Raw genomic sequence first — 25,464 nt, 5'->3', positions numbered from 1 at the left:
TGTGTTTAGTCCGTTTTATTCTTTACCAAAATGCTATTATACGATATCAACAACACTTATTCCGTTGCTTTTTTTGGTGATTTTAATTTGAGTAGGAATACGTTCTTTTAAATTTTCTACATGTGATATAATTCCGATCATTTTACCCTGTGCTTGTAAAGTTTCTAATGTAGAAATTACTGTTTCTAATGTATTACTATCTAAAGTACCAAAACCTTCATCAATAAATAAAGAATCTATTTTTACATTTTTACTCGCTAAATCTGATAAACCTAAGGCTAGCGCTAAACTGATAATAAACTTTTCGCCACCGCTGGAAGTATCTACCAATCTTGCCTGATCGGTTTGGTAATGGTCAATTAAATTAAAATTAAGCTCTTCTTTGGGTTTATACGCTTCTTCCATTTTTAATGAATAGCGCTTATTCAACTTATACAAATGCACATTGGCAAGGTCTAACAAATGTTTTAGGGTTAAACGCTGTACGTACACATTAAACGCATCTTTAGAATTTCCTATAACTTTAAATAATGAAGCCCAAACACCGCAATTTTTTGCTTGTGTATCTATCTTTTTAGAAACTTCTTTATTTCTATCTCTTATTTCTTGATCTTTTCTAAAAGCTTCTACTATTTTACCTTTTTCGGTTAAAAATCCTTTATTTTTTATTGATAAGTCTTCTAAAATAGCGTTGTTTTCTATTACTGAAATTTCAAAATCTCGTTGTTTATTTAAGTTTTCAAAAGCTTTTAAATTACTTTCTTTTTTGGTTTTAAGAGTAATCTGATTTTCTTTAATACGCTCTTTATTTTGCGTGTATTTTTCTAAATCTTCTTTAGGTAATAATGCTTTTTCAATTTCCTCTTTACTTGTAAAATCACTTTGTTTTAAATCACTCGCTAAATTTGATTTTAAGTTGGTTAAAACTTTAATTAGCTCCGTTTGTTCTTTAGCCGTATTTGTTTTTAAAGCTACCGTTTCAGTTTTTATGTCCAGATGTTTTTGTAAATCTTTCTTATGATTTTCTAATTTTTCTATAAGTTGATTAACAACCAACTGTAACTGCTCTCTTTTATTTGTAACCGTAATATTTAATGGTAAAATAGCGATTCGTTTTGTAGTAAAATCTTTTATTTTAACATCATTTTCCTCCTTATTTTTAAAATACTCTTTGTAAATTTTATCATCTTTTTCTTGCTGATTTTTATTGTTTTTTACATTGTTATTTAAAACAGCAAGTTCTGATGTTAGTGTATTAAAAACTTGAATTTCTTTATTGTAATTACTAATAGATGCTTCTATATTTTGAATAAAAATATCTATCGTTTCAACAGATGGCAATGGGTATTTATATTTTGCCAGTTTTACTCTTAAATCATCTTCTAAATTACTACAAGTTGTATTTAAACGTATTATTGCTTGCTCTTTGGTTTCAATTTCGTTGGTGCTATTTTTAATATGCTCTTTTTTGGTAGCAACCGATGTTGTTAACGTACCTAAACCTTCTTTTAAAATATTTATTTTCTCTGAAGATTCATTTTTAGCTGTTTGTAATTTTTGAGCAATTACAATGTCTTTATTTAAAATCATCAACGCTTCTAAGGTTGATTCTAAGGTTAATTTTATTTTATCAACATCAGTTAATTCACACTGAATATTAATTTTACTTGCTGATAATTTAAAATCTTCAAGCGATAAAACAATGGCTTTTCTTTGTTTCGTTAATCCGTCAATTGCGGTTACAATTTGTGCTTTTTTCACCTCTAAACGACTCTTAGAAGTTGAAAGTTCCTGTAGTTTTGTTCTTCTTGAATTAAAATCTAATTCGGCTTTAGAAACCTCATTTATTTTGGAATTATCTACAAACGGATGTGCTGTAGATCCGCATAAACCACAAGGTTCTCCTGATTTTAATCGCAAGCGATCACTTTCGTAATTTGCAATGCTTTTTTCTAAATCTAAAATTTTTGAAGCATCACTAACTGCTTTTTCTTGATTTTCAAAAGCTATTTTCACCAACTTCAACTCTTCTTCTACTAATTTCGAAGCGTTTACTAATTTGTGTTGCTCGGCTTCTATTTCCGTTTGTGCAGCTTTGGTTTTAAGGGTTTGTTCAGAAATATTTTTAAACTGTTCCCAATTGTCTTTTTGTATCAGTATCTCTTCTTTATTCTTTAAAAGCTGCTGAATATCTTTTTTTAATAATTCATCTGAAATGCGAGCATATTGTTTTTCTATCGTTGAAATTTCTGTTGATTTTTTAGCCAATAATTCAACATCAGTAGTTAAAAGATGCGTGTTTTTTAGAACTTCTTTCTTTTTAAGCGTTACAAAATCTGCATCTTCCTTTAAAGATTGTTTACTAGCTTTTAAGGTTGTTAATTCTTGTGTCCAATTAGAAATTTTATCAGCAACCTCTTTTAAAAACTTGTTTTCATTTAAAAATAATGTAGTTGTTTTTACTTTTCTCGTCGTTACTGTAATTTCTTTTAGTATGCTTTTTTCTTCTTCTTTTAAACGCTCTACTTGTTCGGTTAATCCTTTAAGTTGTTGCGTATTTTTTTCTTTTTGAGCTACTTCATTTTTTAATTGTCCGTCTAGTTTTGTTATGAATTCGAATTTTGGCAGCCATTCCGAAAATTCTTTATTTGCTTTTTCAAACATTGATTTTTCTGTGGAAACCAATTTTTCTAAACCATCAATTGTTGGTTTTAGTTGTGCTAATTGGTGATCTATTTTTTTTAATGTTGCTATTTTTTGAAGTTGCTCTTTTTCTGTTCTATTTAAATCCTGAATAAGCTCTTTAAACGGAACTGCTTTTTCATTTAAAGACAAAGCATCTAGTTCTGTTTGATGCTTTTTTATATAAATATCAATACTTTTAACAGCTTCCTCATAAGCTTTCGCTTCTGTAGTTAATTTATCAAACTGAACATACCAATCTGCTATAACTTGCGTAGCTTTTAACTCTTTTTCGATAGTATTAATATCCGAAGTAAGTGCCGTATCTTTTTGTTTTAGCGCTGTTTTTTCTTCTGTTGATAAAACATCCTCGGCATTAATTTTAGCTTGAATATCTTTTAACTTTTTATCTTCTTTTGATTTTCTATCTAAAACACCTTGACCAATTTTTTTATATATCTCCTCACCTGTAATTTGCTCCAACAACTTTCCTTTATCTGGCCCTTTGGCCGATAAAAACGATGCGAAATCACCTTGAGCAAGCATTACAGATCGTAAAAACTGATTATAATCTAACTGAGTTACCTTATTAACTTCTATAATTAAAGCTCGTTTTTGAGTAGCAATAATAACATCGGTTGTTAAGTTTTTTAAACTTACTTCTTCTTTGGCGTTCTTATATTTTTTTCCTGATTTATCAGCAATTCTAATTCCCCAAAAAGCTTCATAAATAAAATTATTGTTTTCGAAAGTAACTCTAGTAAACGCATCATTTGCACTGTGACTTACCACATCAATCAACGAACCTTTTGTACCACTAAAACGTGGAACATTATGATATAAAGCAATCGTTATAGCATCTAAAATAGTCGTTTTTCCTGCACCAGTAGAACCTGTAATGGCAAATAAACCAACATCCTTAAATTGCTCATTTTCAAAATCGATTACAATAGGTGTATCCGATTTTAAAGAGTTTATGTTTTGTAATTCTATTTTTAATATTTTCATATCAATATATAATTATTGATTTTTAACAACTTGTAATATTTCATTAAAGGCGTCCCAAACTTCCGGATTTTCCTTTAAATCAAAATCCATTTCTTCGCATTTTAGCCTAAAAACTTCGGTAGGTAATAATTCTTTAATCGATTTTGTGTTTTCTAGCAACTCTTCAATTCCTTGTGTTTTTCGTTGTTTTTTTAAAGAGGTTTTTAATATTTCGAAAGAATGTTTTTCAGCAGCTAGTTTTAGCTCTTCTGTATTTATAGTGTTATTTTCATTTAAAACAATTTCTACCCAAGGTGTTAATTTATAAGGATTAGAAGTAATACTCGAAAACCCATCAATACATTCGGTCATGGTTCCCGTTAATTTATAAAACTCTCTAAAACGTGGAACCACAACATCTTCAATAGCATTTATTTCATTGTTTTTGGTGGTTAAAACCAGTACTTTTTTATCGTAATTAATTTCACTAAAACTTAAAATATTCGCAGAACCAGAATATCTTACTTTGTCATTTCCACCAATTATTTGTGGTCTATGTAAATGCCCCAAGGCGATATAATTAAAATAAGCAGGAAAATCTGTTGCGCCAATATGCCCTAAAGTACCTACATAAATATTTTGTTCACTATCAGAAACCGAACCACCTGTTGCAAATAAATGTCCCATTGCAATAACGGGTACATTGCTTGTATTTATTAATTCGCATTGTGCTGCAACTAACTGATAATGGTTAATTAAAGCTGTTTTATACTTATCTGTAAGCTCATCAAAAGATTCTCCTGCTACGGCTCTTCTAATATCTCCATCACGCAAATAAGGAACTGCACCAACAATAATTTTTTCGTCGTTTATTTGAATTTCAAAAACTTCATCTTCAATATTTTCTGTTGCTTTACCAACAACTTTTATAGACAATGCATCTAATATATGTTTTGGTGCATTTAAAGTTCCTGGCGAATCGTGATTACCGCCAGTAATAATTATAGATTTACAACTTGTTAGTTTTAACTTTACTAAAAAACTATAATACATCTCCAAACTTTGGTTAGATGGTGAACCGGTATCAAATATATCTCCTGAAATTAATAATACATCAATTTTTTGATCGATAATATAGTTTTCAATCCAATTTAAAAACAAGGTTTGCTCTTCTAATTGTGATTGTTCATGTAATCTATGACCTAAATGCCAATCGGCAGTATGAAGTATTTTCATTTAATATATTTTTAAAATTTAAAAGCAACTTATAAATTAAGAAGGTAAAAACTTTATCTTTTATAATTTGTAAAAATAAAGACTAGGAATAGTAAACCATTACTTTTTTAGTTTTTCATTTTTAAATCTACATAATAATTAAAAATTATTTTACTTATTTGATCAACTTGACTATTTATTTACTTTGTAATAAAAACACTGCATTTAAGAATGTTTTAATAAGCCAAGAGATCATAAACAATTAATATGTAGCCTAGTTTTTAAAACAGCTTTAAACATGTTTATTTTACGTCTTTAAAATTGATATTAATTATTATCTATTTAAAAACTATAAGAAAAAATAATAGTTTATTTTATTCTATATTTATTAACTTTCGTAAAAGGTTTATCTTTACTTTTTTTTTCATCTTTGCCTCTAAGGAGTAAAAGTTAAATTTAATTATTAAAACATAAAAAATGTCAATATCAGATTTATATTCAAGTGGAAAACACAAACAAGAAATTGGGCACTTTGCTAGCGTTGTAAAAATTGCTAAGTCAGATGGTATTATTGCCGAAGGTGAACAAAAATTATTAGACAGAGCTGCAAAAAGATTACATATTGATGAAACTGAATATACTGAGATTTTAAAAAATCCAGAAAAGTTTCCTGTTAATCCACCTGCTAGTTACGATGAACGTATTGAGCGTTTGTACCGTTTAACAAAAATGGTTTTTGCTGATGAACATGTAGATAAAAAACAAATAACATTAATGCAAAAAACTGCCGTTGCTTTACAATTCCCTACAGATAACGTAGAAAAAGTTTGTGATGAAGCAATTCATTTAGTAATGAATGATAATGATTTAGATGCTTTTACAATTGCAATTAAAAAAGTAAATGCTATTTAAAACATTTATACTAAATTGCAGTTAATCAAGTTATTATTATAAACGCTCCTAATTATGAAAAATAAAATTTTATTAATTATAATCCTTTTTTGCTCAATAAATTTATTTTCACAAAATTTAAATGATTCTTGGCAAATAGGTATTGGTATGGGAGTTACTAAGTTTAACGAAAGTGATGTTGCCTTTATTGGAGATCAATATCTTTTTCAAACACCTGTTATTAGCATAACGATGCCAATTGGCGAACGTTTATCTATTGACGGAGCAATGTCATTTAATACAATTGATGATATTGGTGTTATTAGTAATTCTGCAAATTATTTTTCTATGGATGGTTCTTTACGTTATAACTTTGATGCCTTATTAGATAAATTTAGTCCGTATGTATTTGTAGGTGCCAGTGTTGTTGATTCTGAACGAAAAATGACACCAACTGTTAATGTAGGTGCTGGAGGTATTTATTGGTTAACTGATAAAATAGGAATAAACCCACAGATATATTACAAACACTCTCTTGAAAGTTACGAAAGTATGCGTTCGCATATTCAAGGAACTTTAGGGTTGGTTTTTAAATTAGATTGGAATAGTAGTGGTAGTGTAAATCGTGGAGGAAACTCTTCTTCTTGTTATTATAATCAATTTTAAAAACAATAGTATATAAAATAAAAATCCCGCTTTAATAAAGCGGGATTTTTGTTTTTATGATAATTTTGCTATCGCATTGTTAATTCGTTGTAGTGTATTTTCTTTACCAATCATTGTCATAATATCAAACAAATCAGGTCCTGCTAATTTACCTACAAGACTTAAACGTAATGGTTGCATTACTTTACCAAAACCAATTTCTTTAGCCGTTATCCAGCCTTTAATATCAGTTTGAGCATTTTCTATCGTAAAATCTTCAATCTTATCGATAACTGTGGTTAATTCTTGCATTAGCTCGCCAGTAGTTTCTTTCCATTGCTTTTTAGCTGCTTTTTCGTCATATTCTGAAGGATTCACAAAGAAAAAACTTGATAAATCCCAAAAATCAGCAACAAACGTAGCTCTCTCTTTTATTAATGAAACTACTTTTTCAGTAAAAGCACAATCAGTATCAATTCCTTTTTCTTTTAGAATAGTGATATATAATTCTGTTAATTCTTTATTTGATTTCTGTTGTAAATATTGTTGATTAAACCAGTTTGTTTTATCCGGACTAAACTTAGCGCCAGATTTACTAACTCTACTTAAATCGAAAGCTTCAACCAACCCTTCTAAAGAGAATATTTCTTGTTCTGTACCAGGATTCCATCCTAATAAAGCTAACATATTTATAAATGCATCGTTGAAATAACCATCTTCTTTATAACCACGAGAAACATCGCCTGTTTGCTCGTTTGTATATTCTAAAGGAAATACAGGGAATCCTAATTTATCGCCATCACGTTTACTTAATTTTCCTTTACCCACTGGTTTTAAAATTAATGGTAAGTGCGCAAATTTCGGACTTTGCCAATCAAATGCACGATATAATAAAGTGTGAAGTGGGAGAGAAGGCAACCATTCTTCACCACGAATAACATGACTTATTTCCATTAAATGATCATCAACAATATTTGCTAAATGATACGTTGGCATTCCGTCTGACTTAAATAATACTTTATCATCTAACGTATTTGTATCTATCTTAATCGTTCCACGGATTTCGTCTTGTAATAACAAAGTTTCATCTTGCGGGGTTTTAAAACGGACAACATATTTTGTACCTGCTGCTAATTTATTTTTGATTTCTTCATCAGAAAGATTCAATGAATTATCTAACGTAGCACGATTGTGCCAATTATAAATAAACGTTTTTCCGTTTTCTTCATCTTTCTTTCTTTGTGCATCTAATGCTTCTGCTGTATCAAAAGCATAATAAGCCCACCCTTTTTCAATCAATTCAATTGCATATTTTTTATACAATTCTTTACGTTCTGACTGACGGTATGGTCCGAACTTTTCATTATTTCCTGGTCCTTCATCAAAAGGAATATTACACCATTTTAAGGCATCAATTATATATTGTTCAGCATTTGCTACATAACGTGTTTGGTCGGTATCTTCGATACGTAACACAAAAGTTCCGTTATATTTTTTAGCAAATAAGTAATTGAATAAAGCAGTTCTTACACCACCAATATGTAAAGGTCCTGTTGGGCTAGGAGCAAAGCGTACTCTTACGTTGTCAGTCATTTTTTATTAATTTGAAAGCGCAAAGATAGTTTTAATAAAAAGAGAATAGAAATTAGATAAAAGAAAAAAGAGAAGCTTTTATAAAAGCTTCTCTTTGTAATTAAATATAGTATATGATAGTTTAAAACTTGTGATATAAACCAAAACTAATTGCTGGTGCTTGTGCAACATTTCTACCTGCAAAAGCTCCACCAAAAGCAACGTTTGCTCCAAAATTAGCATTAACTTCTCCTATTAATTTTAATCCGAAGGCTGCATAACTTTGGTTATTAACATACAAACCTGTGTTTAAATTTTCTGATGGTAATACAATATCTCCATTATCTAAAGATGCTACACCATCTAAAAAACCAGCAATCCAAAGCCAGTTTAATGTTTTATAACCAATCTCACCACCTAATTTATAATTGCTACTATAATCGTTTGTGCGAATATCAAAACCTGTAAAAGCTTGTACGTACCAATTATTAAAACCTCTACCAGCAATAAATAATGGTGTAAAACTCCAAGCATCATAACCTGTTCGTAAACCTGTTACCGCATCATAATTACCTGTATTGGCCTCAACATTTAATTGCCCTGTTAACAACCATTTTTTATTACTAAAGTTATGTTTTATTCCGAATTGAACGTTACCTAATGAATTATTACTTGGTGCTGATGTTGCATTTGATGATGTTAGTTTAAACGGAAAATTTAAAACTAAAGTTGTTTTGTCTGATATACCGTATTCGGTATATAATTGTAGTGTGTTATCTGAAATTTTTTGACTTAGATTTATTTCTGGACTTCCAAATAATTTATCATAATTAGAAATCGATGTATATGATAATTGCACATAGGTTTCGTTCTTCTTTTTAGTCCACGGACTTTGAGAAAAAAGGTTAAAAGAAATAAATAATAGTAGTAAAGTAGTTAGTTTTTTCATCCGATAAATAGTTATTAGTAAAGTTTAAAATGAAATTTCAACTGTTTAGTAGTTAAAAATAAATAAATCTTACAGAAACCTTTAACTTAAACTTACTTTTAAATATAGTATTTTTATAGACTGATATGGAGAATTTTAGCAAAATAGAAAAAAAGTTACAACTGTTTAGTAAAAAATACTACACAAATGAATTGATAAAAGGTGTTATTTTATTTATTTCATTAGGTGTTTTATACTTGTTTTTTACCTTATTTATAGAGTATTTTTTATGGCTTAAACCTACTGCCCGAACTTTATTATTTTGGTTGTTTTTGGTTGTTGAATTGTTTTTGTTTTTCCGTTTTATATGCTTTCCTGTTTTTAAAATTATAGGATTACAGCGAGGAATTTCTTTTGAAGAGTCTTCTAAAATTATTGGAAATCATTTTCCAGAGGTAAAGGATAAGCTTTTAAACATATTACAATTAAAGCAAAATAGTAATCAATCTGATTTATTATTAGCTAGTATAGAACAAAAATCGAATGAGATTCAGCCAATCTCATTTAACAAAGCAGTTAATTTTAACAGCAATATTAAATACTTAAAATACGCTGTGATTCCGGTTTTTATTTGGTTATTATCATTTGTAACAGGAACAACACAAAAGCTATCCGATAGTTTTAATCGTGTAGTAAATCATACGGTTGCTTATAAAGCTCCTGCACCTTTTTATTTTAATTTAACAACCACCGATTTAACCGTTATTAAAGGAAAAGATATTACAATTTATATGCAAACAACGGGAGAAATTATTCCCGAAAGTGCAAAAATCCATTTTAATAAACAACAATATTTTTTAAAAAATGAAGGCAATGGTTTATTTTCATATACATTTATTGAAGTACAAGAACCTATTAATTTTTACGCTAGTGCAAACGGTATAGAATCTATAGCCTTTAATTTAGCTGTTATAAAAACACCTTCTATTCAAAATATTTCATTGAATTTAAAGTATCCTAGTTATACTAAAAAGAAAAACGAGACTATAAATAATACCGGAAACCTAAATGTTCCACAAGGAACAATTGTAGAATGGCAAGTTAAAACAACTGAAACAGATAGTGTTAACTTAGTATTAAATGAAAAACGTTATAATTTTATCAATACTAAAACTGATGAATTTCAACTTAAAAAGCAGGTTAAAAAAGCTACTAATTATCAAATTACCACTTCTAACAGTAGTTTAAAAGATTACGAACAGCTACAATTTTCTATAGCGGTTATTACGGATGAGCATCCTTTAATAAATGTAAATTCTAATATAGATAGTATTGCAAGAGGAAATGCACAGTTTGTTGGACAGATTTCGGATGATTATGGTTTTAATAAATTAGAGTTAGTTTACTACGATAAAAATACTGGTGCTGCTTTAGATTCAAAAAAGATTGCTATAAATAAGAATAATATTCAAACTTTTTTCTTTGAGTTTCCTGGGGATTTAGATCTTAAAAAAGGAGTTGATTATGAACTATATTTTCAGGTATTTGATAACGATGCCGTAAACGGAAATAAAAAAACAAAGAGTCAGAAATTTTCTTATCGACAGAAAACAACCAATGAGATAGAGCAGGAGCTTTTACAAGAACAACGTAACTATATTGATAACTTAGAAAACTCATTACATAAACAAGAACGAAGTAAAAAAGAATTGGAGAAAATTCAATTTGAGCTACAAAACAAGAAAAATGTTAATTGGAATGATCAGAAAAAAATTAAGAATTTAATTAAAAGACAAGATCAGTATAAGCAAATGATGCAACGTCAAACCGAAAATTTGCAAAACAATTTTACTGAGAAGAAAGAAAAAAACGAAAGCTTACAAGAGAAAAAAGAAGCATTAAAGCAACGAATAGAAGAACTTAAAAAGCTAGATAAGCAACAGAAAATATTAGATGAACTAAAAAAATTAGCTGAGAAGCTTAACAGGGAAGATTTAATAAAAAAGACAAAAGAACTAGCTGAGCAAAACAAACAACAAGAAAGAAGTTTAGAACGTATATTAGAAATGACTAAGCGTTTTTATGTTGAACAGAAAATGCAAAAAGTAGCGGATAATTTAAATGAGTTGTCAAAAAAACAAGATGAATTATCAAAAAAGGAGGCAACAAACGACGAACAAAAGGCAATAAATAAAGAATTTAAGAAAGCAAAAGAAGAACTTAATGAGTTAAAAAAAGATAATAAAAAATTAAAATCTCCGATGAAAATGCCTTCTATGGAAAAGTTATCTGATGAAACCCAAAAAGAACTTAACAAATCAGAAGAAAATATAGCAAATAAAAAGCAATCTGAATCAAAAGAAAATCAGAAAAAAGCAGCGAAAAAAATGCAAGAGATGAGTAAGAAGATGCAAGACTCGATGCAAGAAATGAGTGCTGATATGGAAGAAGAAAACATGGAAGGTTTGCGCCAGGTTTTAGAAAACTTAATTACATTTTCTTTTGATCAAGAAGCATTAATGAATGTGTTTTCATCAACCAATTCTTCACATCCAAACTTTGGTAAAAACCTACAAAAGCAATATTTACTTAAGAGTTATTTTGAACATATTGACGATAGCTTATTTGTTTTATCAATGAAAAACCCTAAAATATCATCTAAAGTACAAGATCAACTTTCGTTAGCACATTACAATTTAAGTGAATCTTTAGAGAATTTTGCCGATAATAAATTTCAAAACGGAATAACAAATCAGCGTTATATAATGACATCTGCAAACACTTTAGCAGATATGTTAAGCAATACGCTAGATGCTATGCAAAACCCAAAACCTGGTAGTGGTAAAGGAAAGGGAAAAGGGAAATCTTTTAGCTTGCCAGACATTATTAAAAAGCAAAGTGATTTAATGAAGAAGATGCAAGAGGGTATGCAAAAGAAAGAAGGCGGTAAACCTAAAGATGGAAAAGACGGTAAAAAAGGTAGGGAAAAAGGGAAAAAAGAAGGTGAGAGCGGAGAGCAAGGAGAAGGTTTAAATGGCGAGTTGTATGAAATATATAAACAACAATCGGAATTAAGACAGCAATTAGAAGATGCCATTGGCCAAGGTAAAAGTGGTAATGGTAAAGCCAAAAAAGCTCTTAAGGCAATGGAACAGTTAGAGAATGATATTTTAGAAAAAGGTTTTACTCAGCAAAGCATTAACCGAATGCAACAATTAAACTATGAATTACTAAAATTAGAGAAGGCTACATTCGAACAAAATCGTGATAAAAAACGTAAATCAAATACCAATTTACAAGAGTATAATAAAGAAAGGGCTAAGGAATTAAAGTTTAAGAAGTTGTTCTATAACCAAACAGAGATATTAAACAGACAATCATTACCTTTGCGCCCTGATTATAAAAAGAAGGTTCAAGAGTATTTTAACCTTCCTAAAAACAACAAGTAATAGATTTAAATTATTTTTATTACAACATAAATTAAAGAATGATTGTATTTAATTACGAAACCGAATTTCAATTAGAAAATGAAGAAAAAACTTCTAAGTGGATTCAGAACTGTATAGAGAAAGAAGAATTTGAATTAGGAGAAATCAACTATGTATTTTGTGATGACAGTTATTTACATAAAATGAATGTTGAATTTTTACAACACGACACCTTAACCGACATCATTAGTTTTGATTATACGTTAGGGAAGTTAGTAGGAGGAGATATCTTTATTTCTATCGAAAGAGTAAAAGAAAATGCAAAAGAGTTTAATGTTTTATTTGAAAACGAATTGCATCGAGTTATTATTCATGGTGTTTTACATTACATGAAATACAAGGATAAAACTGATGCTGAAAAACAAATAATGCGTACTAAAGAAAACAATTCTTTAAAAATTTTAAACGAAAACTAAAATCGTTCCACGTGGAACAGCATATAAAAATGAGTTTATTTAATACAACATACGATGTAATTGTAGTAGGTGGTGGACACGCTGGTAGTGAAGCTGCAGCAGCAAGTGCCAACATGGGCGCACATACATTATTAATAACAATGAACCTTCAGAATATAGCTCAAATGAGTTGTAACCCTGCTATGGGTGGTATTGCTAAAGGACAAATAGTTCGCGAAATTGATGCATTAGGTGGTTACAGTGCTATTGTAACCGATAAGACTGCTATTCAGTTTAAGATGCTTAATAAATCGAAAGGACCTGCAATGTGGAGTCCTAGAGCACAATCAGACAGAATGCAATTTGCGGAGTGTTGGAGAAACATGTTAGAGAAAACTGATAATTTGGATTTTTATCAGGACTCTGTTAACGGATTAATTTTTGATGACAAAAAAATAGTTGGTGTAAAAACAGCTTTAGGATTAGAAATAAAAGCTAAAACTGTTATTATTACTGCAGGTACTTTTTTAAACGGATTGATTCACATAGGTGAAAAAACATTTGGTGGTGGTAGAGCAGGTGAAGGAGCTTCTACAGGAATAACAGAAGATTTAGTTGCTAAAGGATTTGAATCAGGAAGAATGAAAACAGGAACTCCTCCAAGAGTTGATGCTCGTTCTTTAGATTTCTCAAAGATGACGGAACAACCTGGTGATGAAAACCCAGAGAAGTTTTCTTATTTACCAATTACCGAAAAACTTGTAGAACAACGTTCTTGTTATTTAACACACACGAATCAAAAAGTACACGATATTCTACGTGCCGGTTTTGATCGTTCGCCGATGTTTAATGGTAGAATTAAATCTACTGGACCACGTTATTGTCCATCAGTAGAAGATAAGATTGATCGTTTTGCAGATAAAGATCGTCATCAAGTTTTTGTTGAACCAGAAGGATGGAATACTGTTGAAATTTATGTAAACGGATTCTCTACTTCTATGCCAGAAGATGTGCAAGATGAAGCAATTCGTCATATACCAGGATTTGAAAATGTAAAGTTTTTACGTTTTGGATATGCAATTGAATATGATTTCTTTCAGCCAACACAATTAAAACATAATCTAGAAACCAAACTTATTGAGAATTTATTCTTTGCTGGCCAAATAAACGGAACAACAGGTTACGAAGAAGCTGCTGCACAAGGTTTAATGGCTGGTGTAAATGCCGCGTTAAAAACTCAAGAAAAAGAACCTTTTATCTTAAAAAGAAGTGAAGCCTATATAGGTGTTTTAATTGATGACTTAATTACCAAAGGAACAGAAGAACCATATAGAATGTTTACTTCTCGTGCTGAATACAGAACTTTATTAAGACAAGATAATGCCGATTTAAGATTAACTCCAATTGGTCATAAATTAGGATTGGCTTGTAATGAAAGATTAGAAAGAGTAATAGAGAAAAAGGAGAAGACGGAAAAATTGATTCACTTTATAACAAACTTTAGTGTAAAGAAAGAAGATATCAATCCGATTTTAGAAGCTAAAGGGTTATCAGTTGTTAACCAAACAATGAAGTTAATAAAGATAGCAACACGTCCTCAACTAAATTTAAAAGATTTTTATAGTATTAAAAAACTATCTGAATATATATCTGATAACCAAATGAAGGACGATGTTATACAGCAAACCGAAATTCATTTAAAATATTCTGGATATATTGATAAAGAAAAAAGTAATGCTGATAAACTAAATAGATTAGAAAATGTAGTTATTCCATCTAATTTTGATTATAACAAAGTGCATTCATTATCTATTGAAGCCAAAGAAAAATTAAATAAAATACAACCTTCTTCTATATCTCAGGCAAGTAGAATAAGTGGAGTATCACCAAGTGATATTTCAATACTTTTAGTTTACATGGGTAGATAATAAGATTAATTTAATAATAAAAAGAAAAACGTTCCATGTGGAACGTTTTTCTTTTTTACGTAATATTGCAATAATATTACATCATGTTCCACATGGAACATAATAAAATAGAAGAAATTGAATACAGAAAAAAACCTTTACAAAAATCTAACACCGTTATTAAACTGTATAGATTATACTGTTTCTGATGAGAGTTACGAAGTAATGTATAACAAGGAATATGATATGCTTGTTACATCGCCAGTACCGGTAAATTTAGAAAGCTATTATGAAAGCGATTCATACATTTCTCATACCGATAGTAAGAAAACAATTTTTGACAGCGTATATCAATTAGTAAAAAACTATACATTAAATCAAAAACTAAAATTGATAAATTCTTTTAATACAAAAGATAAAACGATTTTAGATGTAGGTGCGGGGACAGGTGATTTTTTAAAAGTATGTAAAAATAATAATTGGCAAGTTAGTGGAATAGAACCTTCTGATAAGGCCAGAAAATTTGCAGCACAAAAAAACATCAGCCTTAAAAATGATATTTCTGACTATGAAGGAAAACAATTTGATGTAATTACACTTTGGCATGTTTTAGAACATATACCTAATTTAATAGAATATACGAATCAATTAAAAAAATTATTAAAACCAAATGGTGTTTTAATAATTGCAGTTCCTAATTTTAAAAGTTATGATGCCAACCGTTATAAAGAATTTTGGGCAGCTTATGATGTTCCGAGGCATTTATGGCATTTTTCTAAAACATCAATAAAAAAATTATTTTCTGATATTGAAATGACCGTAGAAAAAATACTTCCAATGAAGTTTGATGCTTTTTATGTTTCGCTTTTATCAGAAAAATACAAATCAAAAAAATCAAGACCAATTCATGCTTTTCTTACTGGTTTAAGATCAAATTTAAAAGCAAAAGGAAATGGTGAATATTCTTCCTTGATTTATATCATAAAAAACAGCTAAAACGATTTTTAATATCGTTTTAACCTATTTAAAATCATAAAATACACGATTACATTACCTAATATAAAAAAACCTCTTAAAATGAATATTTTAAGAGGTTTTTTATCAGTAAAAATTATATTAAAATATAATATAATAATTAAAATTTATTATAGTCCAAATGCTATTGAAGCTGCAAATACACTATTTTTTGGATTGTTATCATTTTCTGAGCTATCAAAAATTCCGTTAAGTCCAAAACCGTATCTAGCATTTAAAGAAACGTTTTCTGATATTTTAAAACCTAAACCAAGATCTAAAGAATAATCTACCTTATTAAAAATGTCTTCATTGTCAGAAAAATTTATAGCACCTACTTCTATTTCATCATTTACTAAAAAACCTATTTGTGGACCAGCTTCTAAATAAAACGAATCCGCTAAATAAAATTTTAACATAACAGGTATGTTAATATAATCTAACTGCACTTTACCATCAATACCATTAGCCTCATTATTTACACCTTGAGAAGAATATAAAATCTCTGGTTGAATACTAAAACGGTCTGTAACTTTAAATTCATTATAAAAACCGATATGAAATGAAGTTCTAATACTTTCTGATTCTACTTCATCTTCAAATGATTTATCAAAATTTGTAAGATTAGATAGATTTAATCCACCTTTAATTCCAAAATTTTGGGCTTGGATTGTTGCTGTTATAATTAAAGCTAGTAATGCTAATTTAATTTTCATAGTAAATAATTTTTAAGTTCAATGCAAATTTATAGCAACTATAAACACTGTATTAGCTTGAAAAAAATAAATATTAACTCATATAATTTTTAGCTATTTAATAAATACATACCGGCAATCGTAATTAAAAAATAAATTGCTAATGTCATTGCACCTGCGTAATCTTTTGCTAAACGTTGTCCTATTAAAAGGAAAATTAAAGATAAGGCAGCAATTTGTACTCCTAATAAAGCTAAGGCTGTATCACCAGTAGTTATTAGATTAAATACTCCGATAAACATAAAAGCACCCGCAATTAATTCCATAACCAAAATGATAACTAATAATAACGGTACCATGTTTTTGAAAGGTGAATTTTTAAAATGTTCTTTTATAAAAGTTACATTACCATTCCAATCTGTAACTTTATCAATACCCGATTGTAAGAAGGTAACGATTAAAAAAAGTAGAATTAAAATTTCTGTTGCATTTTGTTGAATAAGTTCCATATAATTGATTTTTAGCAAATATAACTTTAAAAACAAAAGTTGTAACGTTTTATAAAAATAGAGTCAAATAAATAAAGTAGATATTATTGTATCTTTAACAAAAACTAACTATTTAAAAATTAAAAACTATGCCTATTTATTATTATCCAATTGTATTTATTGGTCTTATATTATTGTTTGCTTCATTTTTTACGGTAAAACAACAAACTGCCGCAATTATTGAGCGTTTTGGTAAATTTCACAGCATCCGTCAATCTGGTTTACATTTAAAAATTCCTTTGGTAGATAGAATTTCAGGGAAATTAAGTTTAAAAATTCAGCAATTAGATGTTATTATAGAAACAAAAACATTAGATAATGTATTTGTTAAACTAAAAGTTTCTGTTCAATATATGGTAATAAAAGAAAAAGTAGAAGATGCTTTTTATAAGTTAGATTATCCTCACGATCAAATTACTTCTTATGTATTTGATGTTGTTCGTGCAGAAGTACCTAAAATGATATTAGATGATGTTTTCTTAAAGAAAGATGATATTGCTATTGCCGTAAAGTCTGAATTAAACGAAGCAATGATGACGTATGGTTATGATATTATTAAAACCTTAGTAACAGATATTGATCCTGATGCACAAGTAAAAGAAGCAATGAATAGAATTAATGCCGCGGATAGAGAAAAAACTGCTGCACAATATGAAGGAGATGCACAACGTATTTTAATTGTTGAAAGAGCAAAGGCTGAAGCTGAAAGTAAACGTTTACAAGGACAAGGAATTGCAGATCAACGAAGAGAAATTGCACGTGGTTTAGAAGAGTCTGTAGAGGTATTAAATAAGGTTGGTATAAATAGCCAAGAGGCATCTGCATTAATTGTAGTAACTCAGCATTATGATACTTTACAAGCAATAGGGCAACAAACAAATAGTAATTTAATTTTGTTACCGAATTCGCCACAAGCAGGAAGTCAGATGTTAAACGATATGGTAGCAAGTTTTACAGCTAGTAACCAAATTGGTGAAGCAATGAAAAATCCGAAGCCTAAAAAACTTAATTAGATAAAAAAAGCTCGATTTGTTTAAACAAATCGAGCTTTTATATTTATAAATAAAAAGTAATAGATTATTTCTTTTCTTCTACTTTGTTTTCTTCTTCATCTTCTTTAGTAGCAGATTTAAACTCTTTAATACCTGTTCCTAAACCTCTCATTAATTCTGGTATTTTTTTACCACCAAACATTAATAATACTAAGGCAACTACAATGGCTATTTGCCATGGTCCTATCATTCCTAAAAATATAGTAAGTGAATTCATTTGTTCTAATTTTTAAACATTACAAAGATACTAAATTAACTTCTCTGTTCAATTACTCCACCAATTACTTTTTTATCTTTAAAAACTTCTGGAGTTCCTTTATAAAAAATAGAACCACCAAAAGAAACTTTAGCATCTAATGTTTCACCAGCTTGCACTTCTACTTTTGATCCAGAACCTGCACGAACATAATTTAAATCACTTACAATTAATTTGTATCCATGATAAATACCTCCTAAACTTGCTTCTACAGTTTGATTTTTTGTTGTACCAGAAAGCTTAATAACGGCACCTGAGATGCTTTTTACCTTAAGATGCTTAACATCTACCACCATATTAATAAAAGCGCCTTCTTGAGCTTTAATTTCAATTTGTGATTGTTCAATCTTTTTACCTGTTATAGTAGCACCTTCATTAGCATCAATAGTTTCTAATAATGATACATAATAAAGTGTAATTTTTACTTTACCATCTGCCGTTGTTTCAGGAAAACTTAAAGAAACTTTTAAGGTATTATCTTTATTTTTAATACTTACTTTATCAGCTTTCTCTCCTGTAACAATAATTTTATTTTCATCAGATTTAATCAATTCTAAATCGATACCATTGTATACTTTTATTGTAGAGAACTCTCCTAATTTCTTTGTTATCGTAGTTTGTGCTGCTGTTAAAAAAGGCAACAAGAACAAACATAAAAACGTTATTTTTTTCATTATAAATTTTGTTAGTTACTTAAGTATAACCAATAATTATACCAATACTATAAAGACGAATATTAAAATTTATTGTGACAACAATAAAAGTTTAATGCGAAATTAAATGAAAATCTAAATGTTTACGTTCTAAATCGGTGTTTTTAACTTTAACAACAACTTTATCTCCTAATTGAATTATATTTTTTGAAGATTGCCCTACAATAGCATATTGCTTTTCATCAAAAATATAGTAGTCATCTTTTATATCTCTAATTCTAACCATTCCTTCACACTTGTTAGCAGTAATTTCTACGTAAATTCCCCATTCGGTTACACCAGAAATTACACCTTCAAATTCTTCATCTTGATGGTCTTTCATATATTTAATCTGCATGTATTTTATGCTAGATCGCTCGGCTTTTGCAGCCATTTCTTCCATTTGTGAAGAATGTTTACATTTTACTTCGTAATCTTCTGCTTTTGGAGACTTTCCGCCATCTAAATAATGTTGTAATAAACGGTGAGTCATCACATCTGGATAACGACGAATTGGTGAAGTAAAGTGAGAATAATAATCGAAAGCTAAACCATAATGCCCAATATTTTGAGTGGTATAAGCTGCTTTACTCATAGAACGGATTGCTAAAGTTTCTACCATATTGGCTTCTCCTTTTCCCTGAACATCAGCTAATAACTTATTTAAAGATTGTGATGTTTTTTCTTTAGTTTCAGTATCAATTTTATAACCAAATTTATTAATAATGTTCTGTAAAGAGGCTAATTTATCAATATTTGGTTCATCGTGTGTACGGTAAATAAACGTATTTTTTGTTTCTTTACCTTTAGAAAAACCAATGAATTCAGCTACTTTTCGGTTTGCTAATAACATAAATTCTTCAATTAATTTATTAGCATCTTTAGATTCTTTAAAGAAAACACCTACTGGGTTTGACTTTTCATCTAAATCGAATTTAACTTCTACTCTATCAAAAGATATTGCACCAGCTTTCATACGTTTCTTACGTAATTTTTTAGCCAATTGATCTAGTTTTAGGGTAGCTTCTACAATTTCTGGTGTTACTTCATATTCTTTATCTATGATAGAAATATCAAGCGGCATTGTATACGGCGCAACAGTATCAGAAAGTGTACAATTTTCTATAATTGATTGTGCTTCTTCATACGCAAAACGTTGATCTGAATAGGTAACTGTTCTACCAAACCATTGATTTACAATTTGCGTTTTATCGTTCATTTCAAAAACAGCAGAAAATGTTAATTTTTCTTCATTTGGTCTTAAAGAACAAACTCCGTTACTTAACATTTCTGGTAACATTGGTACCACTCTGTCTACTAAATAAACTGATGTTGCACGATCATATGCTTCATCATCTAAAATAGTTTTTGGTTGTAAATAATGAGAAACATCAGCAATGTGAATTCCTATTTCGTAATTACCATTTTCTAATTTTGTAAATGACAATGCATCATCAAAATCTTTTGCATCCTTCGGATCTATTGTAAAGGTTAAATCTTTACGCATATCACGACGCTTAGCAATTTCAGCTTCTGTAATCTCTATTGGTAAATTCTCAGCTTCTTTTTCTACGGCTTCTTCAAATTCGTATGGTAAACCATATTCTAGTAAAATAGAATGTATTTCGGTTTCATGTTCACCAGGTTTTCCTAGAACTTGCGTTATTTTACCAAACGGATTTTTAGAATTTTCTGGCCAATCGATCATTTGCACAACCACTTTATCGCCATCTTTTGCGCCGTTTATTTTATTTTGAGCAATAAATAAATCTGCAGACATTTTTTGGCTGTCTGGTATTACAAATCCGAAGTTTTTATTCATCTGTAAAACACCAACAAACTCAGTTTTTTTACGTTCGATAATTTCTACTACTTCAGCTTCATATTTATTAGATCTACGTTTTTGATAAACGTAAGCTTTAACCGTATCTTGATGTAATCCTTTTCCTAAATTTATTGATGGAATAAATATATCGTTCTCAAAATCATCCGACATAAAATACCCATTTCCATTAGATGTTAAATCTAACGTACCAATATAATATTTACGATCTTCATTAATTTTATATTTACCTCTATCTATTTCTTTAATTTTCTTATTTCCGGTAAGTTCCGCTAATTTTTTTAGTACTTGCGTTTTTCCATCAGTATCAGAAATTCCCATTTTTGCAGCTATCTGCTTATGGTTATATATTTTTGAATTGTCTTCGTTTAAAATTTTAAATATATTTCTGGTTAAGTCTTTTATTACTCTACCTTTTTTCTTGTATATTTTTTTCTTTCCAGTCATTAATCTTCTGCTTGTTTTATTGTTACCAAAGTACAAATAAATTTAGATTTTCTTTATTAAATAAGTGTTACCAATCTATTTTGTATTTTGGCTTTATTATATTTTATTTTTATGATACATTCTTGGTTTGTTATTGCAAATCCTTTTTCAGGAAATAAAAAACTTTCTAAAAATTGGAAAGAAATTGAGCAATTGTTAAACGAAAGAAATATCGATTTTTCTTATGCTTTTACAGCGTATTCTAAACACGAAATTGAACTTGTACACACTGCTATTCAACAAGGTTATAGAAATATTATTTCCGTTGGTGGAGATGGTACACTACATCATGTAGTAAACGGAATTATGACGCAAAGATATGTAAAAACTTCTGATATTACAGTGGGAGTGATTCCTTTAGGTACAGGAAACGATTGGATTAAGACTTATAACATACCAAATAACATAAAATTAGCCATAGATTTAATTTACCAACGAAAAACTATTTTACAAGATATTGGTTATTTAGAACTAGAAAATACTACCGCTTTTTTTAATAATGTTGCAGGAATTGGTTATGACGGCTATGTTGTAAATAAGTTGAATAAACTTAAAAAATTCGGGCCTTTAGCCTATCTTTTAAGTGGCATTGCGGGTTTATTATTTTACAAAAAAACTACTTTTACTATTGAAGTTAATACTAAAGTAATTGAAACAAAATGCTTAATGACTTTATTCGGAATTTGTAAATATTCAGCAGGTGGAATGCAATTAACTGATTATAAATATACTAAAGATGGGTTATTTGATATAACAATTGCTAAAAATTTATCTCTTTTAGATTTAATTGTAAATATTAAAAAATTATATAACGGCTTAATTGTAAATCATAAAAAGGTAGAAACACAATTATCTAGTACTTTGTTAATAACTCCGTCTTCACTTAAAAAACCTCCGTTTATACAGGCAGATGGGGAATTAATAGGCACCGGAAAAGTGACTGCAACTATATTACCGAAAGCTATACAATTTATAATTTCTTAAAAAGTTAAAAAAATCTTAATAAAATTGTAACATTTCATAAATTATTACGTCTTTATAGTAAGAAGTTACTAATAATGAAAAACTTACGTAAAATAATAGGTTTATTTATATTCATATTTGTTACAGGTATTATAGTTACCGTAATAAGTATTAATACTACTTTAAATGAAAAACCTACTACAGATTTAGTTAAGGCTAAAGACACTATCTATCTTATAAAAAAAGGGAGTAGAACAGTTTAGTAAGTACTTTTTCTATTTTATTCTTATTTATCAACATCACTAGTTTTATATATTATTTTAAAAGAAATTTATTCTTTTAAATAAACACATCCTCAATTTTAAACAATTTCAAAACTCACATTTTTTTAAATTTAAGGTTATTAACATATATAATATAATATATAAAGAATTTTTAAAATTTAAAAAAAGAAATGATTGTTATTATAGTGTGTTAATATGTGGCATAAATAAATGATTGAAATTTTGTGAGTATCAGTTATTAAATAAAATAAACATGTTATTAGCTTAATAAAATGTTTAAAATCAACTAGAAAACATAGTTATTAACAAAACTTATAAACAACTATTCACTGTTAATTATGAATACTTAATTCTATTTACATTGTAAACAACAGGTTAATTTTATGTTGATAAATGTTTACTAGAAACTCATAAAAAAAGTTGTGTATGTAATAGTAGTTCTTGTATTGTAAAAAAAATGTAATAAATAAAATAAACTTTTTAAAATCTACAATTACTTCTTAACAATTAGTTAACACTATTCAAGTACTTAAAAATTAAGCACTTATTAAGAATACTTAAAAAAGCATTGTTAATTACTGTTGATAACCCTGAATATCTGTATTTTTGTAACACACAACTAAATTAAAATCAACAAATTATGACAATTGCCATCGGAAATGACCATGCAGGTACCGAATATAAATTCGAAATTATTACTCTTTTAGAAGAATTAGGACATAAGGTTATTAATTTTGGTACTAATGATACTAATAGTATGGATTATCCTGATGCTATTCATCCAACAGCAGAAGCTGTAGAAACTGAACAAGCTGAAATGGGTATTATTTTATGTGGTAGTGGTAATGGTGCTCAAATGACAGCTAATAAACACCAAGGTGTTCGTGCTGCTTTATGTTGGAATAATGAATTGGTAATATTAACGCGCCAACATAATAATGCTAATATTTTAACGATTCCGGCTCGTTTTGTATCATTACAACAAGCATTGGGTTTTGTAAAGTTGTTTTTAAGTACAGAATTTGAAGGAGGACGTCACGCAGATAGAGTTAATAAAATAGCTAATAATTGTTAATGGATTTTAAAATAAAAAAATTTCAAGAATTAACAACTTCAGAACTGTATGAAATACTTCAATTACGTTCTGAAGTTTTTGTGGTAGAACAAGATTGTGTATATCAAGATATTGATTTTAAAGACCAAAAAGCATTGCATGTTTTAGGTTTAAAAGATGATAAAATAATAGCGTACACTCGTTTGTTTGATAGTAAGCAATATTTTGATACTCCTAGTATTGGTAGAGTAATTGTAAAAGATACCGAACGTAAATTTGGCTACGGACACGATTTAATAAAAGCATCAATACAAGCTATTGTTAATAACTACGAAGAAAGAATAATTACAATTTCGGCACAAACTTATTTACAAAAATTTTACGAATCTCACGGTTTTAAACAAGTAGGTGAAGGGTATTTAGAAGACGGAATTCCGCATATTAAAATGGTGAGAGCTTAATAGCTAAGCTATATCAATTCAGTAACCTCAATTACAGCACCAGGTTTCATATTATTTAATAAAATATCCCCAATACGCACTCTAACTAAACGTAATGTAGGAAAACCAACAGCGGCTGTCATTTTACGAACTTGCCTAAATTTACCTTCTGTTATTACAATAGATACCCAACTTGTTGGGCCATGACGTTCATCACGAATTTTTTGAGATCTATTATCAAAATTAGGAGTATCTATTAAAAAAGCTTTTCCGGGTAAAGTCATATATTTTTTACCATCAAAACCAATTTCTACACCTTCTTTTAATTTATCTATAGCTTCTTGCGTAATAAGACCATCTACTTGAACATAATATTCTTTTTCTACTTTTTTACTGCGTACTTGTGCACTTACTTTACCATTGGTAGTTAAAAATAACAAGCCTTCAGATGCAACATCTAAACGACCAATTGCCATTGTTTCTTCAGGAAAATTAAAATTTAACTCGCCTAATAATTTTTTCTTTCTTCTTGTTTGATTGTTAATAAATTGCGAAAGAAAACCATACGGTTTATGAATTATAAAATGTCGGTGTTCCATATTTAAAAAGTACTAATAGTTACAGAAAAATATTCTTTACCAGTACTAATTCTCATATTTTTTTCTGAGTACTCTTGAGTTTCAAGCAACGGATATTGAGTTATAGGTTCTATACAAACCATGTTGTTAACTTCTGTCCACAACATAAAATTATTAAAGTTTTTGGTAGCTATTTCTACGTTAGGTAATTCATTTTTTATCAAAATAATTTCATCAGTATTTAAAACCTTATAAGCAGCTGATCCTACATTTAAAATATCTTTTAAAGTAATTTCTTTGTCTGCTGTTTTTATAATTTCAGTATCAAAACCAGCTAGTTTAAAGCTAGGATGATACCCTAACATATAAGGCATTCCTTTATCTGAAGTAATTTCAAAATCTATTTTTAAAGCGTTTTTGGATAGTGAAATTATTTTTCTAAAAGTAAAATCATAAGGCCAAAACAATTTTTCTTGCTTAGATTTTTTAGGAAATTTAGTATTATTTATGAGTGTATTTTTTACATATTTTTTTTCAAAAATAGCGGTAGTTGTATCCGAAGAAATAAGTTGATAATTTAGTTCTCTTAATAATCCATGCTGATCTTGTTTTCCAATACCATTTGGTGTTTCAATACTATAATTATTAATTTTTGTAGGCCCAATTATAGGAAACATTTCAATGTCCGTAGCATTCCAACCAGGTGCATCTTTACAATGCATAATTTCTTCGTTATCAACAATAAAACTAATAACTTCACCTTTACTTATGGTAACGTTACATTTTGCATTTTTTAAAAGAATAGTTGTACTCATTTGGGTAAAAATTAATAAAAAACAATATTACAAA

The 25,464-nt window shown here is 28.7% G+C and carries 22 protein-coding genes; 11 read left to right on the top strand and 11 right to left on the bottom strand.

The features are described 5' to 3' along the window. Positions 1-36 precede the first annotated feature (36 nt). Together AC28QF_RS10705 and AC28QF_RS10700 are read right to left on the bottom strand one after the other, a co-directional pair. On the bottom strand, positions 37-3,690 hold the full coding sequence (locus tag AC28QF_RS10705; protein WP_488201715.1) for an AAA family ATPase: 3,654 nt from the start codon (positions 3,688-3,690) through the stop codon (positions 37-39). A gap of 12 nt (positions 3,691-3,702) precedes the next feature. Beyond that, positions 3,703-4,905 (bottom strand): exonuclease SbcCD subunit D C-terminal domain-containing protein, encoded by a 1,203-nt coding sequence (locus tag AC28QF_RS10700; RefSeq protein ID WP_488201716.1) that lies wholly within the window; start codon positions 4,903-4,905, stop codon positions 3,703-3,705. A gap of 456 nt (positions 4,906-5,361) precedes the next feature. Here AC28QF_RS10700 and AC28QF_RS10695 point away from each other — a divergent pair, with 456 nt between their 5' ends. Then, positions 5,362-5,796 (top strand): TerB family tellurite resistance protein, encoded by a 435-nt coding sequence (locus AC28QF_RS10695; RefSeq protein WP_488201717.1) that lies wholly within the window; start codon positions 5,362-5,364, stop codon positions 5,794-5,796. 54 nt (positions 5,797-5,850) lie between these two features. Beyond that, positions 5,851-6,441, top strand: a complete 591-nt coding sequence (locus tag AC28QF_RS10690; RefSeq protein ID WP_488201718.1) for an outer membrane beta-barrel protein — start codon at positions 5,851-5,853, stop codon at positions 6,439-6,441. A gap of 54 nt (positions 6,442-6,495) precedes the next feature. Here the strand turns inward: AC28QF_RS10690 and gltX are convergent, their stop codons facing one another. Together gltX and AC28QF_RS10680 are read right to left on the bottom strand one after the other, a co-directional pair. Beyond that, entirely contained in the window at positions 6,496-8,013 is a 1,518-nt protein-coding gene (gene gltX, locus AC28QF_RS10685) for a glutamate--tRNA ligase (protein WP_488201719.1), read from the bottom strand. A gap of 121 nt (positions 8,014-8,134) precedes the next feature. Further along, positions 8,135-8,941, bottom strand: a complete 807-nt coding sequence (locus AC28QF_RS10680; protein WP_488201720.1) for a hypothetical protein — start codon at positions 8,939-8,941, stop codon at positions 8,135-8,137. Positions 8,942-9,066: 125 nt separating this feature from the next. On the opposite strand from AC28QF_RS10680, the gene AC28QF_RS10675 reads away from it, so the two are divergent. The 4 genes from AC28QF_RS10675 to AC28QF_RS10660 all read left to right on the top strand — a co-directional run bounded on the left by AC28QF_RS10675 (position 9,067) and on the right by AC28QF_RS10660 (position 15,706). Then, a complete protein-coding gene (locus tag AC28QF_RS10675; RefSeq protein WP_488201721.1) occupies positions 9,067-12,369 on the top strand; it encodes a DUF4175 family protein in 3,303 nt (1,100 codons plus the stop codon). Positions 12,370-12,407: 38 nt separating this feature from the next. Then, complete coding sequence (ybeY, locus tag AC28QF_RS10670) at positions 12,408-12,824, top strand: rRNA maturation RNase YbeY (protein WP_488201722.1); 417 nt, start codon at positions 12,408-12,410, stop codon at positions 12,822-12,824. A gap of 29 nt (positions 12,825-12,853) precedes the next feature. Then, positions 12,854-14,731, top strand: coding sequence for a tRNA uridine-5-carboxymethylaminomethyl(34) synthesis enzyme MnmG (gene mnmG / locus AC28QF_RS10665; RefSeq protein WP_488201856.1), 1,878 nt, complete (start codon positions 12,854-12,856; stop codon positions 14,729-14,731). Positions 14,732-14,848: 117 nt separating this feature from the next. Continuing rightward, the gene (locus AC28QF_RS10660) at positions 14,849-15,706 is read left to right on the top strand and encodes a class I SAM-dependent methyltransferase (protein WP_488201723.1); all 858 of its coding nucleotides are present in this window, start codon (positions 14,849-14,851) and stop codon (positions 15,704-15,706) included. A 149-nt stretch (positions 15,707-15,855) separates the two neighbouring features. On the opposite strand, the gene AC28QF_RS10655 is transcribed toward AC28QF_RS10660, so the two are convergent. Both AC28QF_RS10655 and AC28QF_RS10650 read right to left on the bottom strand, forming a co-directional pair. Further along, positions 15,856-16,440, bottom strand: a complete 585-nt coding sequence (locus AC28QF_RS10655; RefSeq protein ID WP_488201724.1) for a porin family protein — start codon at positions 16,438-16,440, stop codon at positions 15,856-15,858. 89 nt (positions 16,441-16,529) lie between these two features. Beyond that, a complete protein-coding gene (locus tag AC28QF_RS10650; protein ID WP_488201725.1) occupies positions 16,530-16,928 on the bottom strand; it encodes a DoxX family protein in 399 nt (132 codons plus the stop codon). Between the two features lie 128 nt (positions 16,929-17,056). Between AC28QF_RS10650 and AC28QF_RS10645 the strand changes: the two genes are divergently transcribed. After that, positions 17,057-17,980, top strand: a complete 924-nt coding sequence (locus AC28QF_RS10645) for an SPFH domain-containing protein (protein WP_488201726.1) — start codon at positions 17,057-17,059, stop codon at positions 17,978-17,980. Positions 17,981-18,044: 64 nt separating this feature from the next. Here the strand turns inward: AC28QF_RS10645 and AC28QF_RS10640 are convergent, their stop codons facing one another. The 3 genes from AC28QF_RS10640 to rnr form a co-directional block, all read right to left on the bottom strand. Then, positions 18,045-18,236: a Sec-independent protein translocase subunit TatA/TatB gene (locus tag AC28QF_RS10640; protein WP_488201727.1), complete on the bottom strand. Its 192-nt coding sequence runs from the start codon at positions 18,234-18,236 to the stop codon at positions 18,045-18,047. Positions 18,237-18,271: 35 nt separating this feature from the next. Next, entirely contained in the window at positions 18,272-18,949 is a 678-nt protein-coding gene (locus tag AC28QF_RS10635) for a head GIN domain-containing protein (protein ID WP_488201728.1), read from the bottom strand. 91 nt (positions 18,950-19,040) lie between these two features. Beyond that, on the bottom strand, positions 19,041-21,257 hold the full coding sequence (gene rnr, locus AC28QF_RS10630) for a ribonuclease R (RefSeq protein WP_488201729.1): 2,217 nt from the start codon (positions 21,255-21,257) through the stop codon (positions 19,041-19,043). A gap of 111 nt (positions 21,258-21,368) precedes the next feature. On the opposite strand from rnr, the gene AC28QF_RS10625 reads away from it, so the two are divergent. The 4 genes from AC28QF_RS10625 to AC28QF_RS10610 all read left to right on the top strand — a co-directional run bounded on the left by AC28QF_RS10625 (position 21,369) and on the right by AC28QF_RS10610 (position 24,058). Beyond that, complete coding sequence (locus tag AC28QF_RS10625) at positions 21,369-22,280, top strand: diacylglycerol/lipid kinase family protein (protein WP_488201730.1); 912 nt, start codon at positions 21,369-21,371, stop codon at positions 22,278-22,280. A 74-nt stretch (positions 22,281-22,354) separates the two neighbouring features. Continuing rightward, positions 22,355-22,522, top strand: a complete 168-nt coding sequence (locus tag AC28QF_RS10620; protein WP_488201731.1) for a hypothetical protein — start codon at positions 22,355-22,357, stop codon at positions 22,520-22,522. A gap of 661 nt (positions 22,523-23,183) precedes the next feature. Further along, entirely contained in the window at positions 23,184-23,618 is a 435-nt protein-coding gene (gene rpiB, locus AC28QF_RS10615; RefSeq protein WP_488201732.1) for a ribose 5-phosphate isomerase B, read from the top strand. Beyond that, on the top strand, positions 23,618-24,058 hold the full coding sequence (locus AC28QF_RS10610) for a GNAT family N-acetyltransferase (protein WP_488201733.1): 441 nt from the start codon (positions 23,618-23,620) through the stop codon (positions 24,056-24,058). The genes rpiB and AC28QF_RS10610 overlap by 1 nt, the downstream gene beginning before the upstream one ends. Before the next feature lie 8 nt (positions 24,059-24,066). Here AC28QF_RS10610 and AC28QF_RS10605 read toward each other — a convergent pair whose 3' ends face one another. Together AC28QF_RS10605 and AC28QF_RS10600 are read right to left on the bottom strand one after the other, a co-directional pair. Beyond that, positions 24,067-24,636 (bottom strand): pseudouridine synthase, encoded by a 570-nt coding sequence (locus tag AC28QF_RS10605; RefSeq protein WP_488201734.1) that lies wholly within the window; start codon positions 24,634-24,636, stop codon positions 24,067-24,069. Positions 24,637-24,638: 2 nt separating this feature from the next. Beyond that, positions 24,639-25,430 carry an aldose 1-epimerase gene (locus AC28QF_RS10600; RefSeq protein WP_488201735.1) on the bottom strand — a complete coding sequence of 264 codons (792 nt, stop codon included), beginning with the start codon at positions 25,428-25,430 and terminating at the stop codon, positions 24,639-24,641. Positions 25,431-25,464 lie beyond the last annotated feature (34 nt).

It is taken from the genome of Tenacibaculum sp. M1.3A, assembly GCF_057732375.1.
Note: the sequence above shows the minus strand (reverse complement) of the source record. Positions and strands in the feature narration are given on the sequence as shown.

What these genes read in the sequence shown, in the direction of transcription:
- AC28QF_RS10705 (WP_488201715.1), bottom strand. Translation starts at nt 3,690, where the DNA reads ATGAAAATATTAAAAATAGAATTACAAAACATAAACTCTTTAAAATCG.
- AC28QF_RS10620 (WP_488201731.1), top strand. Translation starts at nt 22,355, where the DNA reads ATGAAAAACTTACGTAAAATAATAGGTTTATTTATATTCATATTTGTT.
- mnmG (WP_488201856.1), top strand. Translation starts at nt 12,854, where the DNA reads ATGAGTTTATTTAATACAACATACGATGTAATTGTAGTAGGTGGTGGA.
- rpiB (WP_488201732.1), top strand. Translation starts at nt 23,184, where the DNA reads ATGACAATTGCCATCGGAAATGACCATGCAGGTACCGAATATAAATTC.
- AC28QF_RS10625 (WP_488201730.1), top strand. Translation starts at nt 21,369, where the DNA reads ATGATACATTCTTGGTTTGTTATTGCAAATCCTTTTTCAGGAAATAAA.
- AC28QF_RS10680 (WP_488201720.1), bottom strand. Translation starts at nt 8,941, where the DNA reads ATGAAAAAACTAACTACTTTACTACTATTATTTATTTCTTTTAACCTT.
- ybeY (WP_488201722.1), top strand. Translation starts at nt 12,408, where the DNA reads ATGATTGTATTTAATTACGAAACCGAATTTCAATTAGAAAATGAAGAA.
- AC28QF_RS10675 (WP_488201721.1), top strand. Translation starts at nt 9,067, where the DNA reads ATGGAGAATTTTAGCAAAATAGAAAAAAAGTTACAACTGTTTAGTAAA.
- AC28QF_RS10700 (WP_488201716.1), bottom strand. Translation starts at nt 4,905, where the DNA reads ATGAAAATACTTCATACTGCCGATTGGCATTTAGGTCATAGATTACAT.
- AC28QF_RS10655 (WP_488201724.1), bottom strand. Translation starts at nt 16,440, where the DNA reads ATGAAAATTAAATTAGCATTACTAGCTTTAATTATAACAGCAACAATC.
- AC28QF_RS10605 (WP_488201734.1), bottom strand. Translation starts at nt 24,636, where the DNA reads ATGGAACACCGACATTTTATAATTCATAAACCGTATGGTTTTCTTTCG.
- rnr (WP_488201729.1), bottom strand. Translation starts at nt 21,257, where the DNA reads ATGACTGGAAAGAAAAAAATATACAAGAAAAAAGGTAGAGTAATAAAA.
- AC28QF_RS10610 (WP_488201733.1), top strand. Translation starts at nt 23,618, where the DNA reads ATGGATTTTAAAATAAAAAAATTTCAAGAATTAACAACTTCAGAACTG.
- AC28QF_RS10600 (WP_488201735.1), bottom strand. Translation starts at nt 25,430, where the DNA reads ATGAGTACAACTATTCTTTTAAAAAATGCAAAATGTAACGTTACCATA.
- gltX (WP_488201719.1), bottom strand. Translation starts at nt 8,013, where the DNA reads ATGACTGACAACGTAAGAGTACGCTTTGCTCCTAGCCCAACAGGACCT.
- AC28QF_RS10645 (WP_488201726.1), top strand. Translation starts at nt 17,057, where the DNA reads ATGCCTATTTATTATTATCCAATTGTATTTATTGGTCTTATATTATTG.
- AC28QF_RS10635 (WP_488201728.1), bottom strand. Translation starts at nt 18,949, where the DNA reads ATGAAAAAAATAACGTTTTTATGTTTGTTCTTGTTGCCTTTTTTAACA.
- AC28QF_RS10695 (WP_488201717.1), top strand. Translation starts at nt 5,362, where the DNA reads ATGTCAATATCAGATTTATATTCAAGTGGAAAACACAAACAAGAAATT.
- AC28QF_RS10690 (WP_488201718.1), top strand. Translation starts at nt 5,851, where the DNA reads ATGAAAAATAAAATTTTATTAATTATAATCCTTTTTTGCTCAATAAAT.
- AC28QF_RS10640 (WP_488201727.1), bottom strand. Translation starts at nt 18,236, where the DNA reads ATGAATTCACTTACTATATTTTTAGGAATGATAGGACCATGGCAAATA.
- AC28QF_RS10650 (WP_488201725.1), bottom strand. Translation starts at nt 16,928, where the DNA reads ATGGAACTTATTCAACAAAATGCAACAGAAATTTTAATTCTACTTTTT.